Below are 17,497 nucleotides of genomic sequence, written 5' to 3' on the forward strand. Positions count from 1 at the left end.
CAGGCGATGAAGCAGCCACAGGCACCCACTTTTCATCGCTGAGGTGACCTGAGGACTGCCCCCTGCCCACGCGACCGCGGGAATCCTCGGGTCGCATCCCCTGCGCGCGCCTGCGAGGCGTCGCGGCCAAGCTCCCGTCGACGCGATCCGATGAACGGTTCGGAAACGGCGGGTAGGGCTTCGACGAAGAATGGTGACGGGGCGTGTGAGCCGGGCCGATTTACCGCAACCCTTCCTGTTGATGGTCGGTCTGATCAGCGGCGCCGTGCGGTTCGGCGCTCATCCGCCATCCCGCAGAGGAGATTCCCGTGGTTCGTGCTGCCTGGCCCGCAGAGAGTGCGACGCAGGCGCCGACATCCCCACCGCACGACCCGGGCGGCGGCGAAACGGCGGGCGGATCGGGCACCGGAACGCCGGCCCGGTCAGCAGCCGCAGCGCCGCTTCGCCTCGACATCCAGGGCCTGCGCGCGCTCGCGGTCTCGCTGGTGGTACTCGCGCACGCCGGCGTCCGCCATGTCGCGGGCGGCTACATCGGGGTCGACGTCTTCTTCGTGATATCGGGCTTCCTCATCACCTCGCTGCTCCTGCGCGAACTGGTGCGGGACGGCCGTATCTCGGTGCGGAGGTTCTACGCCCGCCGGGCGCTGCGGCTGCTGCCCGCGTCGACCGTCGTCGGGCTCGCCACGCTCTGCGGCGCCTGGCTCTGTCTGTCGAGGATCCGCTTCGAGGAGTACGTGGGGGACGCGCTCAGCAGCACCCTCTACGTGGTGAACTTCCGGCTGGCGAACGCCGGCACCGACTACCTCAACGCGGACAGCCCGCCGTCGCCTTTCCAGCACTTCTGGTCGCTGGCGGTCGAGGAGCAGTTCTACCTGGTCTGGCCCTTGCTGCTGTGGGCCGGCTGGAAGCTCGCGCGGCGTCGGACCGGTCTGGTGGCGGTGCCGTTCGCGATGCTGTGCGTGATCTCCTTCGCGCTGAACGTGCGGGTGACGGCCACCTCGGCCTCCTGGGCCTACTTCGGCTCGCACACCCGCTTCTGGGAACTCGGCGTCGGTGCGCTGCTCGCCCTCTTCGCCCGCAGGCTGGAGCGGTTGCCGACGTGGGCGTCCGGGCCGATGAGCTGGATCGGGCTGGTCTCGCTGCTGGTCGCGGCGGTCCGGTTCGACGACAACACGCCGTTTCCCGGGTACTACGCTCTCGTGCCGGTGCTCGGCGTCGCGCTGGTGCTGGCGGGCGGATGTTCACCCGCGCGGTACGGCGCGGGCAGGCTGCTGTCGCTCCGGCCGGCTGTGTGGGTCGGCGGTCTCTCGTACGGCTGGTATCTGTGGCACTGGCCGGTGCTGGTGATCCTGCCGATGGCGTCGGACAGGCCGGCGACCGCCCCGTTCGGGCTGGTCTGCGCGGCGATCGCCCTGCTGCTGGCCTGGGTCACGCTGCACCTGGTGGAGAATCCGGTGCGGTTCCACCGGGTGTTCCGCGGCCGTCCGGTACGGGCGCTGGGGCTGGGCGCCGCACTGACGGCGTGCGCCGCGGCGGCGGCGCTGGTCGCGACGGGTTTCCCGCCGCCCATAGCCTCGGACGTGGCGGCGCCGGGCCTGCGGAGCGCGCTCACCGGGGCGGCCGATCCGCGGGCGAGGCTGACCGAGCTGTTGGAAGGACCCCATCACAGTCTGCCGAGCAATCTGACGCCCGGACTCACCAGGATCAAGGGGACGTTGTCCCAGCTCTATCGGGACGACTGCCACATCGGCTATCTGAGCACGGCGACCCCACCCTGTGTCTACGGCGACCGGTCCGCGTCGAAGGTGGTCGTGCTCTTCGGGGACTCGCACGCGGCCCAGTGGTTCCCTGCGGTCGACCGGCTGGCCAAGGAGCACCACTGGAAGCTGGTTTCGATGACCAAGTCGTCGTGCAAGGTCTCCGCCGTCACCACCGTCTACCAGGGGAAGCCGTACGTGTCCTGCGACCAGTGGCGGACCAAGCAGCTGGCCAGGATCAGGTCCCTGCATCCCGCTCTGGTGATCGCCTCCTCCTCGGACGCGGCCGACCTGGCCCGACCGTCCGGCGATCCGCGCCGGCAGTGGACCGACGGATTCAAGCGGACCTTTCGGGAACTGGTGAGGAGCGGCGCCGAGGTGCTGGCCATCGTGGACACCCCCTGGCCGAAGGGGGACGCGGTCGACTGCGCCGGGACCCATCCGCGGGAGCTGGAGCGGTGCGCGTCCGATGTCGGGGACGCTGTCAAGGATCCGGGCAAGAAGCGGGAGATCACCGACGCGGCGGCGGCCACCGGTGTCTCGGTGATCGACCCGCTCCCCTGGCTCTGCGGCACCGGTGGCTGCCCCGTGGTGGTGGGTGACACGTTCGTCTACCGGGACGACAGCCATCTCACCGAGTCCTACGCCGAGGCCCTCGCACCCGTTCTCGGCCGTGAGATGACCGCCCTCTACGGCGCCGACCTGACTCGTCACCCCGGCCGGGTCACCGAATCACCGGCCGGCCGCTGACATCGGGTGGTCGCCGTAGTAGGACTCATGGCGGACAAGAGCGATCCCTGTCGAACCAGGTGACGGACGGTTCCCCGTGTCGGCCGCAGGCCCGGTAGCCGAGCCCGATCCAGTAGTGACCGTCCCCCGAAAGCAGGACCACTGCCGTGGGCAGACCCCATTCCTCGACCAGGTACGGGCTGTCGAGCATGGACAGCGTCCGCTCGCGGTGGCCGTTGCCCATCACGCTGTCGAAGGGGACATGGTCGGCACTCCATGTCGTCGTGCGTCTCACGACCCTCGGCGCGGACGGTCCGACAGGAACCTTCCAGGACGAAAACGGGGAAGTGCCCTGGTAGCCAGTGGGAACGGAGGCCGCGCCGAGGTCGTCCCCGGCGCCGGGGAACCCTCCCCGTTGCGGCCGACCGCGTCGCCGGGGAACGCCGTATCACGCACTGCGAGAACACGAATCGACAACTCCCGGCGAACGGACCGTTTTTCGTCCGCTCGGGGGTACACGAGCGCCGAACCCCACTGGAGAGCGGCGTCAGGAGTGCCATGCGCGTCAAGGTCGGATACTTCAAGACCAGGTCACTCAGGAGACGACTGCGCCGCTGTGCCCGTGAGGTGTTCGGCTGGGAGGTACTCCGACCGTCCCAACTCGCCGCCATGACAGCCGTGATGGCGGGGCGCGACACCATCGTGGTGATGCCGACGGGTGCGGGGAAGTCCGCTGTGTACCAGGTGCCGGGTGTGCTGCTGGACGGTCCCACCGTCGTGGTCTCGCCCCTGATAGCGCTCCAGCGGGACCAGGTCGCCCATCTCGCCCGCATCAAGGGATCCGGCGCCTCGGCCGTCAACTCCGCGCAGCGCCCACGGGACAACGAGGCCGTGTGGGAGCGCGTACGCGAAGGCAGCCTGGACTTCCTGTTCGTCTCGCCCGAGCAGCTCGCGAAGGACGAGGTGGTGGAGCAGATCGCCGCGGCCGCTCCCGCGCTGATGGTGGTCGACGAGGCACACTGCGTGTCCTCGTGGGGATACGACTTCCGGCCCGACTACCTGTCCCTGTGCCATGTGCGCGAACGCATCGGCCGGCCGCCGCTCCTCGCCCTCACCGCCAGCGCGGCGGCTCCCGTACGGGCCGACATCGTGGAGCGGCTCGGCATGCGGGAGGCGCACGAGGTGGTCGCCGGGTTCGACCGCCGCAACATCACGCTGGAGGTCGTACGGCACCGGGAGAACGCGGGGAAGCGCCGGTGGGTGGTGGAGCGGGCCGCGGCCGAGGCCAAACCGGGCATCGTCTACGCGGGAACGCGGCGGGAGGCCGAGGAGTACGCGCAGGAGCTGTCGGCGCTCGGATTCGACAGCGCCGCTTACCACGCGGGGCTGTCGGCGGCTGAGCGCTCCCGGACGCACGACCGCTTCCGGGACGGCGCACTCGACGTGGTCGTCGCCACCTCCGCGTTCGGAATGGGCATCGACAAGCCGAACATCCGCTTCGTGCTGCACGCATCGGTGCCGGGCTCCCTCGACACCTACTACCAGGAGATCGGCCGGGCGGGCCGCGACGGAGAACCGTCGACCGCGATCCTCGCGTACCGGCCCGAGGACCTCGGCGTGCAGCGGTTCCGGACGGGCGCGCACCCCGACCCTGAGGTGCTGGGCGGGCTGGTCGACGCGGTGCGCGAGCAGCCGGGGCCCGTCACGGTGACCAGTCTGCGCAAACGCACCGGGCTGTCCCAGCCGCCGCTGACGTCGATGCTGCACCTGCTGGAGGAGGCCGGAGCGGTGACAACGGAGAAACGCGGCGGTGTTCGGGCCGTGCCGGGGGCGCGGCGGGACGCCTGCGTCCGCGAGGCGATGCGGATCGCTTCCGCCCGCGTCGACCTGGAGCGTTCCCGGGTGGAGATGATGCGGGCGTACGCGGAGACGAACGGTTGTCGCCGACGCCACATGCTCGGGTACTTCGGTGAGAGTCTGACGGAAGGCGACTGCGCGGGCTGCGACACATGCACCCGTACACAGGAGCTGAAGGAGGCCCCCGCCCGGACAAAAGACATCCTTTCCGGTACGGGTCCTGCCCCACTGGAACCCGTGACGGCCGACGGCTCCTTCCCGCCCGGCATGCGGGTGGGGCACACGACGTGGGGCGAGGGCGAGGTGATGAGCGAAGAGGGGAACAGGATCACGGTCCTGTTCGAGAGCGTGGGCTATCGCACGCTGTCCCTCCCCGCCATCCGGGCCCGGGGCCTGCTGACGCCGGTGTCATCCACCGCGACGAGGAACTGACGCCACGTCGGCGTCCGCGACACGTGTGATGCTCCGCTTCCGGCCGCAGCCCTGGGATCGTGCTCGCAGCGGCGGTGCCTGGATCGGCCATCGGGGTCCGTGGTCGACCGGAGCAGCGGTCCCAGGACACGCCGCGCACCAGTGAGCCTGACCAAGACCTACGGGGATCCGGTGCCCTCGTCCGGGGCTTCGGACGGGGGGTTTCCAGCGGTGATGCGGGCCAGCGATTCCCGAGCCTCGCGCATGCGTGGATGGGTGGGATGCAGGAACTGCTCGCATTCGCGCAGTGCCTGACGCACGGTCATCACGGCTTCGTCGTTGCGGCCGAGACCGTGCAGAGCCGCGGCGATGGCCATGGCCAACTGCCCGCTCCCGGCGCGGAACGCGGGTGGCGTGGGCTGCCCGGACTCGGCGAGCGCCTCCTCGTACCGGCCCTGCCCGTTCAGGCTACCCACCACTAGACAGCGCAAGGAGGCGGCCCTGTTCCCTGTCGCGCGGGACAGATTGCCGCGCGCGACCGATTCCGCCTCCTCGAACCGGCCCTGTCCGCACAGGGCTTCGGCCAGGCACGCCAGAGCGGACAGCTCGATGTCCGCCACCTGCGTGAGATGTGCCAGACGCGTCACCTCGCGCAGGATGTCAGCGGCCTCGGACTCCGCCTTCGCATACTGCTCCTCGCCGAGGAGAACGACGGCGCGATTGACCCGCACCACCAGCAGAATGGTCCGAGCGCCTCGGCTCGTGTGCTGCAACTCGACTGCCAGCGAATCCAGTTCGGGCAGTACGTGCTCCCTGCGCCCGTGCAGTACCGCGGCCGTGAGGGCGAACGCCCTCGCCAGCCACACCGGCTCGGGACGCCGGTCCCAGACGCGCCGTGGCCGGCCCGCGAGAGCCATCGCCCGCGCCTCGGCCTCTTCGAACTCGCCCGCCGCCAGTTGTTCCAGGAGAGGGCGGAAGCCTGTCGCCTGCGCAGGGGAGAGCACACCCGTAGCCCGCCCGAACCAGCCGATGTTCCTCTGTATGAACTCCACTCGGTGGGACCATACGGGTACGCCTCGGTCCGTGGTTCGGGTGGCCCCCACCACCGCCTTCCCTGCCGTCCACACGATGGTCCAGTCGGAGCGAGCATGTCTCCACGGTCGTGAAGCGTCCGGGCAGGGTCGGTCCGTGGCCGAGGAGATCTTCAGGGCAGGTCGCGCAGCCATGCCGCGATGGCGGTGCCGATCTGGTCAGGGGCGTCTTCCTGGACGAAGTGCAGGCCGGGAACGGTGAGTTCGCGCTGGTTGGGCCAGGTGCGGCACAGCTCGCGGGGTGCGCCGGTGAGGAACATGCCCGGCTCGGCGTTGACGAACAGCTTCGGCAACTGGGTGGTGCCAAGCCACGCGGCGTTGGCCTCGACGATATCGACGACATCGGCGGGCTCCCCGTCAAGGGGCAGCTCACGCGGCCAGACCAGCAGCTGACGGCGCGCTTCGCCGGGCTCGCGCCATGGGCGGCGGTAGACGTCGAGCTCCTGCGAGGTGAGGTCGCGCAGCACGCCACCAGGAAGGAACTCTTCGATGAACACATTCTCGTCGAGGACGAGGCATTCACCTTCGGGGCCGCGGATGCGTCCGATGAACTCGCCGCCGTCGGCGAAATGCGCCGGCGTCAGCGGCGCCACGATCGCTTCCATATAGGCGATGCCGCGCACGGCGTCGGGGTGACGGCGCGCCCAGTCGAAGCCGAGGACAGAGCCCCAGTCATGGACGACGAGCACGACGCGCTCGCGGACGTCGAGCCGCTCCAACAGGCGCTCCAAGAACGCGGCGTGATCCGCCAGTCGCATGCCCCGCTCGGGAAGCGGGTCGGAGTCGCCCATGCCGGCCAGGTCAGGCGCCAGGCAGCGACCGAACTGGGTGAGGTGCGGCATCACGTTGCGCCACAGGTACGACGAGGTCGGATTGCCATGGAGGAAGACGATCGGATCACCATGCCCCGCTTCGACGAACGCGATCCCGGTGCCCTCCAGGTCAATACGCCGCTTCGCGCCGGTCACAGGGCTCATCTCGACTCCGTCCCGGCCACCTGTCAGCGCCGCTCGCTCTACCGTTACGACAAGAATGGCGCATCTATGACCCATATCTTGCATTTCGTCATAGCGAGGGCCAGGGCGAGAACATCACGGTGGTCCGCATCGCGCGTCGCGGGCGCCCCGCACCCGCTCCGGTACGGGGCACCTCGCTGTTCTGGCACGACCACCACTGACCGCGATTCTCGCCGTCGTACCGCGCATCTGCGGAGCCGCCCGTGGTCGGGCTGCTCACCGCCCCCGCCGCCGGATGTACGGGCTCGGCGCGCCCGGACCCATCAGGACGCCGCGGCGGTTTCAGCCAGCTTCTGGAATTCACCGAGGTCGTAGTTGGCGAGCGTCGAATCCAGATTGGTGAGAGCACCAAGGCGCTCGATGAATCCCTTCGGGTCGTACTCAATCTGCAAAGTGACCCGACTGGTCGTATCGCTCAGCCGGTGGAACGTGACCACTCCGGCATGGTCCACACCCTCCACGGTGTGCCATGCGATCCGATCTTCCGGGATCACCTCGGTGAGCTCCGCGACGAAGTTCTTGTCAGCTCCGACAACTTGCAATTGCCAGGCGAAACGTTGTCCGTCCAACCTGTCGACTCGGCGTACGTGGCTCAGGAAGCTCGGCCACCGGGTGACATCGCTCCAGAGCGCCCACGCGAGGGAAACAGGAGCTTGGACGTCGACGGTTTCGACCAGAGAGGCGGACAATTGATGACTCCTCAGAGAGTTCCGGACATCGGCTGGTTCAGTGCGTACCCGGTACCCGTCATGGGGCTGTATACGCACTCACGCCAACGCACCGGAGCCCCTCCAGACCGGCCCCAACCGGTGTTGCCTCCTCGCCTTGATCCGCGTGGCCGTCAAGACGAAGGCCGTGCAGCACACGGCCGGCCCACCACAGGTCCACCCCTTTTCGGGTACAGAGGCCCAAGGGTGGAGCGGCTCCCCATGTCTGCGGCCCGAAGCTGCTCAGTCGATACAGAACTCGTTGCCCTCGATGTCCTGCATCGGGATGCACGAATCATTGCCGTCGTACAGCGTGCGCACGTGCACCGCGCCGAGCGGGACCAGTCGTGCGCATTCGGCCTCGAGGGCGGCGAGGCGCTCTTCACCCACGAGTCCGGTGCCGACCCGCACGTCGAGGTGCAGCCGGTTCTTGGCAGCCTTTCCTTCGGGGACGCGCTGGAAGTACAGCCGCGGGCCCACGCCTGAGGGATCAATGCAGGCGAACCATGCGTCCTGCTGGTCAGATGGCAGCGAGCGCTTGAAATCGTCCCAAGTGGCGAACCCCTTCGGGGGCGGTGGTACGACGTATCCCAAGACCTCGCACCAGAATCGTGCGAGGCGCTCAGGTTCTGCGCAGTCGAAGGTGACTTGGAACTTCTTGATCGCTGACATCGGCGTACCGTAACAGGGGGGCTCCGCCGCTCGGTTCCCCAGATGGATCGGCCCGCAACCCCCGCAGCGGTCGTCCTCGTTCTCGGACCCGGGTCAGTCCGTCGGGCGGCGCGCGGCGAGGGCCTGGAGGCGGGCTGACGTGCCGTCACGCTGTGCACGCCACACACCGTATTTGGCCAGGAGTCCGTTCGAGACGGTCAGCAGAGTCCTGTACGGCGGTGCGGCCAAGCCCTTGGACGTGTGAGGCGCGTAGATGGCGTCCTTTTCGGTGACCGTGAGCCAACCGGTGAGCGTTCGCATTCCCAGCCCGACGCATTGCGGCTGGAAGCCGTGGGCGAGGAAGCCGGCTCTACGGCCGCCCGGTGGGAGCAGCCCTGCGGGTAGGTCGAGGTACAGCCCCGCCTCGTCGTGGCTGGTGACTTTCACGGGGACGATGACGGGCAAACCGTCCGCGCCGCGGTAGGCCAGGAGCCGATGCGGCAGTCGGTGGATCTGACGTGCGACCGCTGCGAGTTCGACGCGCGGGCCGGTGCCGTTTCTCGGTGCTTCCTGTTCCGCCGGATGGTGCGGCCAGGCGGCGCCTGTGACCGCTTTTGCCCCTCGGGCTGCGAGGTTCTCCCACACGGCGACACGCTTGAGTTCGACGTCGACGAAGACGCGCTCCTGGTGGTATTCACGCAGCAGCCAGTCCCACAACGGCCCACGCTTGACTTCTCCGAGGAACGGCCCGGAGGCCCGCATCAGCTCGGCCAGACGCTCCGGCGATGGACGCAGGTCGACCGATGCGGCGCCTTGGGCAAGCACGTACGAGTCACTCGCGGCAAAGCCGTGCTCCCGCGTGTGATACGCAAGGGCGACGTCCGGGTTGCGCAGGATCCGTTCCAGTTTCTTCGGGAAGCCGAGTGAAGTGGTGAATCCGACCAGGCCGTTCTCCCGTTCCCCGAGTCCCAACGGCGAGACGCTGGTGACCACGGCGCCGCCGGCCGGAGTGACATAGGCGACCGCCACGGTGAGGTCGCCCCTGATCGCGGCGTCCGCGGCGTCAGGCCACCTGACCGGTGCGGAGGTCATGCGCCGATCCCGCGCAGGATGCCGAGATCGGCCGCTGCCTGGAGACGCATCGCGGGGACGAGCGGGCGCACCGGCTCCGGCAGGCCCGCGAGCACCATCTCGACTTCCGCGGGCGATCCCACCTCGTCGAGGAAGCCAACCATGAGGTGGCCGGCCACGGGTGGCGTGGTCGCGATCACGCGCCGCGCGAAGTCCTCCCACTCTGCGGGGCTGACGTGCTCGCGAAGTGCCGGGAAGAGGACGGGCTCTTCGTGGGTCAGGTGGTCGTGCACGATGTCGCGGACCGTCGCCGCCGCGTCGTGCAGCGTGGCACGAACCACTGCCTCACTCCCGATGGCCGCACGGTCGCCGGCGCCGGGCCTGGCCGTCTCAAGCGGATCGCCGCCTGATTCGTCGACGTGCACGACGATGCCGGCCAATCGGTTGAGCGCCGCGTCCAGTTGGTCATGCTCGTCAGTGAGTGATTCCAGCGCGTGTGCTGCGGTCGGCGCAGTGGCGACGATCCGGGGCCAGAGGTCGTCGTCCTCGGTCTGATGGTGGTGCCGCAGGTTGGCCACCAGGAAGTCGCGCAGTTGCGCGGTCGCACTGAGGGGCACCGAGGCGTTGAGGGCCGCTTCGGCCAACAGGGTGGTGGCCGCTCGGTGGACCTCGTGGGCCAGTCGGGTTTCGATGACCGCCGTCGATTCCGTGGGGGGGTGCAGTGTCATGTAGCGCAACATATTCATTAGATGACTCTATTGTCAATATAGTGACCTATGGTGTGCGCGGTATACTGCGCCGGTGACGACCCGCAAATACACCTCGACTCGACGCGTCAACTCGGCGGCCGCCACCCGCGAGGCCATCCTGAGCAGCGCGCATGCGCTCTTTCTGGCCCGCGGGTATGCCGGGGTCACCATTGGGGAGATCGCAGAGGCAGGGAACGTCGCCGTGCCGACCGTGTACAGCAGCGTGGGGAGCAAGCCCAGCATCCTGACGGCCCTGCTGGAGCCGGCTCTGACGGACCCGGCCATCGCCGACACCCTGGCCGCGGTCGAGGCCAGCGACGACCCCCGCACCGTGATCGCGTTGACCGCCGAGGGCACCCGGCTCACACACGAACGCCATTGGGAGCTCGTGTACGAACTCTTCTATCGGAATCCACCGGGTGAGCCCGCGGTGAAGGCAGTGCTGGACAGGGGCGCAGATGACTACGTCCAAGCCCTGACCCGCGTGGCCAACCGCCTTGTCACGCTCGACGCACTCCCCACCGAGGTGAGTCACGCGGAGGCTGTCGACCTGCTCTGGTTTCATCTGGGGCCGCACGCCTGGATCACGCTCGTCGGTGAGCGCGCTTGGTCATTCGACCGAGCCCAAGCCTGGACCGCCCGCTCCGCCTGCCGGGCACTCCTGAGAGACAAGTCCGCGTGAACGAGCGCTACGTTCGGAGTGCACAGGTCGCCATCGGATCTCATCCCAGCAGACGGCTGCGGAAAAGCCGTCCGGCCACGGGTAGGGGGGCCACGGGAGTGTTCCCGCTGCCGTAGTCGGTCGCTCGGCGATGCTGACGACGGGAGAGGAATCGGTAAACGGCTGCCTGGCCGGGCCGCCGCCCACGGCTGCACGTCGCGCGGGAACGGATCTTGCAGTCTGTGGAACCCCGAGTCGCCGGTTCTGCAACTCACGCCTATCCTGACTTCGAGGTCTGATCTGACAGCGCGGGGGCGAGCCGGTCAAATCCCATCAACGACCCCGAACTTGAGTTTGGTGGTCAGTGATTCCTGGCCTCGGTCATTGAACCCTTCGGAGGGTGAGATGCTTCCCACGTATCACCGTACGGCGACGATCGACGGCCAGCGGGTCTTCTATCGTGAAGCCGGCCCTGCCGAAGCCCCAGTGGTGCTGTTGCTGCACGGGTTTCCCACCAGTTCACACATGTTCCGGAATCTCATTCCCGTGCTGGCGGACCAATATCACGTGATCGCCACTGATCACATCGGTTACGGCCAATCCTCAATGCCTGGGATCAATGATTTCGACTACACTTTCGACCATCTCGCCGAGGCAACCGGCGGGCTGCTCGACAGACTGGGCATCAGTCGCTTCTCGATCTACGTCCACGACTATGGGGCGCCCATCGGATGGCGTTTGGCCTTGAATCCCTCGTACGAAGTCACCGCCATCATCACGCAGAGCGGCAACGCGTACATGGAAGGTTTCGTCCAGCCCTTTTGGGAAGACCTTTTCGCCTACGCCTCCGACCCGGGACCGGCCACCGAGCCCGGAGCGCGACGAAAGTTCGCTCCGGAGACGACCCGTTGGCAGTACGAGAACGGCGCCGCGGACAAGAACCTGGTCAGCCCGGACAACTGGCTCCACGATCAGGTGCTGCTGGACCGGCCGGGCAACGATGAGGTCCAGTTGGCCTTGTTCCGAAACTACCCGTCCAACATCGAGGGGTACCCGAGACTGCAGGAGTACTTCCGCACGAGCCAGGTGCCGCTCCTCGCGGTGTGGGGCGAAAACGATGAAATATTCGGGCCGGACGGAGCACGAGCGTTTGCCCGCGATCTGCCGGATGCCGAGATTCATCTCCTCCCGGCTGGACATTTTGCGCTCGAAACGCATCTTGACGCCATCAACGGTTACATTCACGGCTTCCTCGGGCGCGTTCTCACTCCGTCCGAATAACGTCAGAGTGCAGAGGCCTCATTCATCGGCACTCCGAGCCGGGTGACCGCCGGCCGTTGCACGCCGACCGGCGTCCTCCCTCTCGAGCAGCCCTCTACATGCCGGCGCGGACGGATTTTCCCCACTCCACGCCGTCCATGTGCGTGCTTGCGAAGTCCGGGTCCTCGTAGATGTGAAGTCTCTTGATCCGTTCGCCCTCGAACTCGAACACATTGCAGAACAATCCATAGGAGGAAGAGCCATCGGGGAAGGCGGTACCCGACGTCGTGGTCCCCCTGACTGATCCCTCCGTGACCACGTAGTTTCCGGAGGACACTACCGTGAGACCGGGAATGTCGTGCTGAATCGAAGCGATCTTTCCAGCGAAACCCTGGGCGAATGACGCGATCTGAGCCTTCCCGGTGGCAATCCCGAACTTCGGGAAGAACATCTGAGCGTCATCCGTGAAGAGGTCCAGAATCGCTGGGTCCGATGAATCCACCAGACGGAAGTATCTGGCGGCTACTTCTTCGCGCGCTTCCTGGAGGTCATTACTCTTGGTCATTCTTCACTCCTTATAGGTCCTGATAGGTGTTGCTCGCGTACCGTCCATGACGAGCAGGGACCGTGAACACCCGCAGTAGGCCTGGTCGATGGGAACGGTGGAGACCGGTCTCGGCTCTCTACTGTGCGTACGCCTCTGCGACCTTGGCCGTGTCTTCGTACAGGTACAGCTTGGTGATCCTGCCGTCGGCGACCTGGAAGTGCATGGCTATGGGCATCCGGTAGATGCGGCCCGTGCTTCGCGCGGTTCGGGTGAACTCACCCAGCAGTACAGCGTGCCGGCCTTCCACGACCAACGCCTCGACCTTGTCGATGTTCTCCTCCGGCACGATGTTTTCGCCCAGCACCCTGAGATAGTCGGCGACTTCGGCGGGCGTCGTACGCCGCCCCGTCCAGGGAAGTCGGTCGGATCCGGGAACGTACCAGTCGATCTCGTCGGCGAAGATCTGCGCGACAGCGTCCGGGTCTCCGGCGGCCAGCAGGCCGAGGAACTGCTCGACAACCTCACGTGTGGTCATGGTCAGGGAACCTTTCGTTGGGGGGATTGGCTGCGTCGCGTCTGGCACCAGTCGGCTTTCGCACTGACAGGTTCCGGAGCGGAGGGATCGACGGTCCGTGGAACATATGGGGTGGACATACCAGCGCATAGGCCCCGTGTCGTCACGATCGAGTCAAACACATATGGACCGAGCGGTCAAGAAGAGACAAGAAGAGCCAAGTGTTGCCGTGCGCATCACCATGGGGTCACATGGGCCGTTCGGTGCGGGCGCCCGGCGAAATCTCACGCCCGGACCCGCCTTCCCCGGGCAGCGCCGGGGGTGGTGCACACTCGCACGGAGGGTGGCATACAGCCCGCACGCGTCATATATGGACTGAAGAGTCAAGAACTGATACGTTAGGCCGCATGGGTCGCCCTCGACGTTTCGACGAAGCACAGGTTCTGCACAACGCCCGTGAGCAGTTCTGGAATCGGGGCTATACGGCCACCTCCATGGACGACCTCATGGCCGCCACCGGGCTGGGCAAGGGCAGTCTGTACGGGGCGTTCGGCGACAAGCGCCAACTCTTCCTGCGCACACTGGACGACTATCGAAACGAACAGCTCGACAGCGTCCGGCAGATTCTCACCGGCCCGGGGACGGGGCTGGAGCGCCTGGAGCTCCTCCTCGATGGCGCTGCCCACGGTTACGGCGATGACGCAAGTCGCCGTGGCTGCTTCCTGGCCGGCAGCACCTCTGAACTGCACGGGCGGGAGTCCGAAGTGGTCTCTCGCGCCCGCGTGACCTATCAAGAGATCCAGGATCTCCTGACCGCCTGCGTCGAGGATGCCCAACGGGAGGGTGATCTGGCCGCGGACGCCAGTCCGCAGGAGATGGCCACCCTGCTACTGGCGGTCCTGCAGGGCATCGAGTTCCTCGCGAAGACCGACATGGACGCCTCCGCCCTCGTACAGATCGGCCACTCCGCACTGTCGAACCTGCCTCGCCCTTGATCTCACGGCAGTTGTTCAACTCTTCATCCGGACGAGGGCGCGCCTCTCACCCATCGCTCGCAGCGGATCAGACTGCCGTTGCCGCCCGGCCCGACTCGGCTCACACTCGTCGCACCGGAACGAAGTTCGTGGTCAACTCGCCCTGAAAAGCGGGCTGGAGGAGTGTCGGGAGCAGTCAACTCCCCGCACCGACCGGATCGTACAGCGGCAGGTGTGGCCATCATCTCGCCACCGACACCCACCTCTTCCGTTATAACTTATTGTGTTACAACCAAGTGGACGGCGCGTCCGAGAACCCGCCGTCGGCCTGGTCGTCGTCGTACCCGGCCTGATGGCTGCGGTCACTGCTCCCCTGGTCACCATCGCCTCGGGACGGCTCGACCGGCGTAAGGTCCTGATCGCTCTCGCGCTGTTCAGTGCCGCCTCCGACGTCCTGGCAGCGCCGGCCCCCAGCATGGCCGTGATAGCAGCGGCCAGGGTCCTGCTCGGCATCGGCGTCGGCGGATTCTGGGCGATGGGCGCGGGCGTCGCCGCTCGACTGGTGCCCGCCGAGGCCGTCCACCGGGCCACCTCGCTGATCACCGCCGGAATTCTCGGCGGCCGGCTTCGCCCTGGGCGGCACGCTAGCCCTGCTCAGCGCGGCCACCCAACTTCGCCTCCGTCTGCAGGTCGGATGACGCCCCAACCCGTCGACCACCGCGGAGGCGCACCGGTTACGGCCGGAACGCCCCATCGGCGTCCACACCCGGTCAGCGGGGGCCGGTCGCGTGCGTCGGTGGCGCGACGCGACCGGAGGGTCGCCGGGTTCAGTCGCGGTACGCCTTCATCAGGTGGAGCCACACCTCGCTGATCGTCGGAAAGCAGGGCACGGCGTGCCAGAGACGGTCCATGGTGATGCCTCCGGCCACGGCGACGGTCGCCGAGTGGAGGAGCTCTGCCACCCCGGGGCCCACGAAGGTGACGCCGAGGAGGTGGTGACCGTCCAGGTCGACCACCATCCTGGCCCGTCCCCGGTAGCCGTCCGCGTACAGGTACGCCCCCGGAACCGCGCCCATGTCGACGTCGACGACCTTGGTCCGGTGGCCCGCCCGTTCCGCCTCGGCCGCGGTGAGTCCGACGGAGGCGGCTTCGGGGTCGCAGAAGAAGACCTGGGGGACCGCCTGAAAATCGGCGGTCGTGGCATGGGCTCCCCACACTGCCGTGTCGAGGCTCTCTCCGCGGGCGAGGGCTCCGATGGCCTCTCCGGCGATGCGGGCCTGGTACTTGCCCTGGTGGGTGAGGAGGGCGTGGTGGTTGACGTCACCCGCCGCGTACAGCCACCCGCCGTCGACCCCGCGGACGCGGCAGGCGTCGTCGATGTCCAGCCAGGTTCCGGGGGCGAGCCCGACCGTGTCCAGGCCGATGTCGTCGGTGTGCGGGGTGCGTCCGGTGGCGAAGAGGACCTCGTCCGCTTCGAGTTCGGCGCCGCCGGCCAGGCGCACGGTGACGGGCCCGTCGGGGTCGGGCCTGCTCAGTGACACCACGTCGGTGTTCGTGCGCACGTCCACACCCGACTCCGCCAGGCCGTGCGCCACCTCTTCCCCGACGAAGGGCTCCATACGCGACAGCAGAGCGGATCCTCGGGCCAGGAGGGTGACCCGTGCGCCGAGGCCCTGCCACGCGCTCGCCATCTCGACGGCGACACCGCCCCCGCCGATCACGACGAGGCTGCCGGGCACCTGCTCGGAGTCGGTGGCTCTGCGGTTGTTCCACGGGCGCGCCTCCTCGATGCCGGGAAGGTCGGGGACGAAGGCGCCGCTGCCCGTGCACACCACGACCGCGTGCCGCGCCTCCGTCATGTGCTGTGCACCGTCCGGGCCCTCCACGGCCACGCGTCGTTCCCCCACGAGCCGCCCGTGGCCGCGGACCAGCGTGGCCCCCAGCGCCGTCATGTTGTCGGCCTGCCCACTGTCGTTCCAGTCCGCTACGACACGGTCCCGGCGCGCGAAGGCACCGCGCGGGTCCACCGTGCCGGTGACCGCGGCGCTCGCCCCCTCGACCCGGCGTGCGTCGGCGACGGCGACGACGGGTCGCAGCAGCGCCTTGCTCGGGATGCAGGCCCAGTACGAGCACTCGCCGCCCACGAGTTCGCGCTCGACCAGGGCGACCGAGAGGCCGGCGGCCCGCGCCCGCTCGAGCACGGTCTGGCCCACGGGGCCGGCACCCACCACGATGACGTCGTGGACATCGGCGTTGTCATGCGGCGTCGTTTCCATGACACATCCTCATTCGTCTGTAAGGGGGTGTTGGGTGCTGCTCTCACCGCGCAACCGGCAGGCACCGGTCACGACGCTCAAGGGACCGCATGGCAGCGGACGCGGTCGGTCGTCCCGTTCAGCAGAGCTTCGAGTACGAGCGTGTCGCGGCGGATCCGGGTCACCAGGAGACCCCTCACGGCTTCCAGAAACACCATCAGGTCGCGGTCGCTACGAGCGGTACCGAGGATCTCGTCACGGCCACACCGGCGCATCGTCACAGTCCGGCCCGCGGCCAGGGGCGGCTCACTCACAACGACCGGCGCGCTGATCATCACCCCAGCTTGCCCTGGAAAGGCCCGTCCAACGAGCCAACACCCCGTCGTCGAGGACCACCGGCCCGGCATGAGCGGCGCCGGATTCGCCCGAAATGCGGATAGCGGGGCACGCTTCTCGGGGCAGCCATATCAATGGTATGTAAAAGTACTATAACGGTGATAAATTGGACAGATGCAAGAACGGGCCGTACGTACCCGACAGCGGGTTCTGCGCGCCGCCGCGGAGCTCCTGGGCTCTCAGGGACGTGCGGGCATTTCGACGCGCGCCGTGAGCGCGGCGGCCGGCGTGCAGCCGCCGACCCTGTACCGGCTGTTCGGAGACAAGGACGGACTGCTCGACGCCCTCGCGGCATACGGCTTCCAGCGGTATCTGCGTGAGAAGCAGGCCCTCGAGCAGACCGACGACCCCGTCGCCGATCTGCGCCGGTCCTGGGACCTGCACGTCGAGTTCGGTCTCTCGCGGCCGGGTTTCTACGTACTGATGTACGGCGAAGGCCGTTATCGCGGCGGCATACCGGAGGGACTCGAGACCATCGCGATCCTCCGCCGGATTCTTGCCCGGGTGGCCGCAGCCGGCCGGCTGCGCATGAGTGTGGAGCGGGCCACCCAGCTCGTCCACGCCATGGGCCTGGGTGTCGTGCTGTCACTCATCGCGACACCCCCTTCCGAGCGGGATCAGAACCTGCCGACAGCAGCCCGCGAACACGCACTGCGCATGATCACGACCGCAGGCACCGTCGAGGAGCAGAACGCGGACGTGGCACGCCGAGCCGCGGCCCTGCGCGAGGCGTTGTGCCAGGGCGACATCACCCCGATGACATCGTCCGAGCGCGCACTCCTGGCGGATTGGCTCGACCGTCTCGCCGACGGGAGTCCCGCCGCCCGATCGACACCCTGAAGGAAGGACGG

General features: G+C 67.9%; 18 protein-coding genes. 7 read left to right on the plus strand and 11 right to left on the minus strand.

Going from position 1 to position 17,497, the window contains the following annotated elements:
• Positions 1-308: 308 nt before the first annotated feature.
• Positions 309-2,507, plus strand: a complete 2,199-nt coding sequence (locus HEP85_RS01765; RefSeq protein WP_168525544.1) for an acyltransferase family protein — start codon at positions 309-311, stop codon at positions 2,505-2,507.
• Between the two features lie 25 nt (positions 2,508-2,532).
• Here HEP85_RS01765 and HEP85_RS01770 read toward each other — a convergent pair whose 3' ends face one another.
• Positions 2,533-2,781, minus strand: coding sequence for a hypothetical protein (locus HEP85_RS01770; RefSeq protein WP_211117779.1), 249 nt, complete (start codon positions 2,779-2,781; stop codon positions 2,533-2,535).
• Between the two features lie 263 nt (positions 2,782-3,044).
• Between HEP85_RS01770 and HEP85_RS01775 the strand changes: the two genes are divergently transcribed.
• Complete coding sequence (locus HEP85_RS01775; protein ID WP_168525546.1) at positions 3,045-4,775, plus strand: RecQ family ATP-dependent DNA helicase; 1,731 nt, start codon at positions 3,045-3,047, stop codon at positions 4,773-4,775.
• A gap of 158 nt (positions 4,776-4,933) precedes the next feature.
• Here the strand turns inward: HEP85_RS01775 and HEP85_RS01780 are convergent, their stop codons facing one another.
• The 6 genes from HEP85_RS01780 to HEP85_RS01805 form a co-directional block, all read right to left on the minus strand.
• Entirely contained in the window at positions 4,934-5,806 is an 873-nt protein-coding gene (locus HEP85_RS01780; RefSeq protein ID WP_248001784.1) for a hypothetical protein, read from the minus strand.
• 152 nt (positions 5,807-5,958) lie between these two features.
• Positions 5,959-6,822 carry a haloalkane dehalogenase gene (locus tag HEP85_RS01785; RefSeq protein WP_168525548.1) on the minus strand — a complete coding sequence of 288 codons (864 nt, stop codon included), beginning with the start codon at positions 6,820-6,822 and terminating at the stop codon, positions 5,959-5,961.
• Between the two features lie 302 nt (positions 6,823-7,124).
• Positions 7,125-7,550: an SRPBCC family protein gene (locus HEP85_RS01790; protein WP_168525550.1), complete on the minus strand. Its 426-nt coding sequence runs from the start codon at positions 7,548-7,550 to the stop codon at positions 7,125-7,127.
• Positions 7,551-7,811: 261 nt separating this feature from the next.
• Positions 7,812-8,240 (minus strand): VOC family protein, encoded by a 429-nt coding sequence (locus HEP85_RS01795; protein ID WP_168525552.1) that lies wholly within the window; start codon positions 8,238-8,240, stop codon positions 7,812-7,814.
• A 93-nt stretch (positions 8,241-8,333) separates the two neighbouring features.
• Positions 8,334-9,248, minus strand: coding sequence for a hypothetical protein (locus HEP85_RS01800; protein WP_369657551.1), 915 nt, complete (start codon positions 9,246-9,248; stop codon positions 8,334-8,336).
• Between the two features lie 59 nt (positions 9,249-9,307).
• Positions 9,308-10,018 (minus strand): hemerythrin domain-containing protein, encoded by a 711-nt coding sequence (locus HEP85_RS01805; protein WP_248001785.1) that lies wholly within the window; start codon positions 10,016-10,018, stop codon positions 9,308-9,310.
• 73 nt (positions 10,019-10,091) lie between these two features.
• Between HEP85_RS01805 and HEP85_RS01810 the strand changes: the two genes are divergently transcribed.
• Complete coding sequence (locus tag HEP85_RS01810) at positions 10,092-10,721, plus strand: TetR/AcrR family transcriptional regulator (protein ID WP_168525556.1); 630 nt, start codon at positions 10,092-10,094, stop codon at positions 10,719-10,721.
• 384 nt (positions 10,722-11,105) lie between these two features.
• A complete protein-coding gene (locus HEP85_RS01815) occupies positions 11,106-11,981 on the plus strand; it encodes an alpha/beta fold hydrolase (RefSeq protein WP_168525558.1) in 876 nt (291 codons plus the stop codon).
• A gap of 94 nt (positions 11,982-12,075) precedes the next feature.
• On the opposite strand, the gene HEP85_RS01820 is transcribed toward HEP85_RS01815, so the two are convergent.
• Positions 12,076-12,525 (minus strand): nuclear transport factor 2 family protein, encoded by a 450-nt coding sequence (locus tag HEP85_RS01820; protein WP_168525560.1) that lies wholly within the window; start codon positions 12,523-12,525, stop codon positions 12,076-12,078.
• A gap of 118 nt (positions 12,526-12,643) precedes the next feature.
• Complete coding sequence (locus HEP85_RS01825) at positions 12,644-13,042, minus strand: nuclear transport factor 2 family protein (RefSeq protein ID WP_168525562.1); 399 nt, start codon at positions 13,040-13,042, stop codon at positions 12,644-12,646.
• 386 nt (positions 13,043-13,428) lie between these two features.
• Here HEP85_RS01825 and HEP85_RS01830 point away from each other — a divergent pair, with 386 nt between their 5' ends.
• Both HEP85_RS01830 and HEP85_RS01835 read left to right on the plus strand, forming a co-directional pair.
• Complete coding sequence (locus HEP85_RS01830) at positions 13,429-14,016, plus strand: TetR/AcrR family transcriptional regulator (protein ID WP_168525564.1); 588 nt, start codon at positions 13,429-13,431, stop codon at positions 14,014-14,016.
• Between the two features lie 331 nt (positions 14,017-14,347).
• Positions 14,348-14,866 carry an MFS transporter gene (locus tag HEP85_RS01835; protein WP_248001787.1) on the plus strand — a complete coding sequence of 173 codons (519 nt, stop codon included), beginning with the start codon at positions 14,348-14,350 and terminating at the stop codon, positions 14,864-14,866.
• On the opposite strand, the gene HEP85_RS01840 is transcribed toward HEP85_RS01835, so the two are convergent.
• Positions 14,823-16,271, minus strand: coding sequence for an NAD(P)/FAD-dependent oxidoreductase (locus HEP85_RS01840; protein ID WP_168525566.1), 1,449 nt, complete (start codon positions 16,269-16,271; stop codon positions 14,823-14,825). The genes HEP85_RS01835 and HEP85_RS01840 overlap by 44 nt on opposite strands.
• Positions 16,272-16,348: 77 nt before the next feature.
• Positions 16,349-16,585, minus strand: a complete 237-nt coding sequence (locus HEP85_RS01845; protein ID WP_168525568.1) for a hypothetical protein — start codon at positions 16,583-16,585, stop codon at positions 16,349-16,351.
• Between the two features lie 175 nt (positions 16,586-16,760).
• Here HEP85_RS01845 and HEP85_RS01850 point away from each other — a divergent pair, with 175 nt between their 5' ends.
• Positions 16,761-17,486: a TetR/AcrR family transcriptional regulator gene (locus HEP85_RS01850; RefSeq protein ID WP_329284544.1), complete on the plus strand. Its 726-nt coding sequence runs from the start codon at positions 16,761-16,763 to the stop codon at positions 17,484-17,486.
• Positions 17,487-17,497: the final 11 nt, after the last annotated feature.

Source organism: Streptomyces sp. RPA4-2, from assembly GCF_012273515.2.
Taxonomy (GTDB): domain Bacteria; phylum Actinomycetota; class Actinomycetes; order Streptomycetales; family Streptomycetaceae; genus Streptomyces; species Streptomyces kaempferi.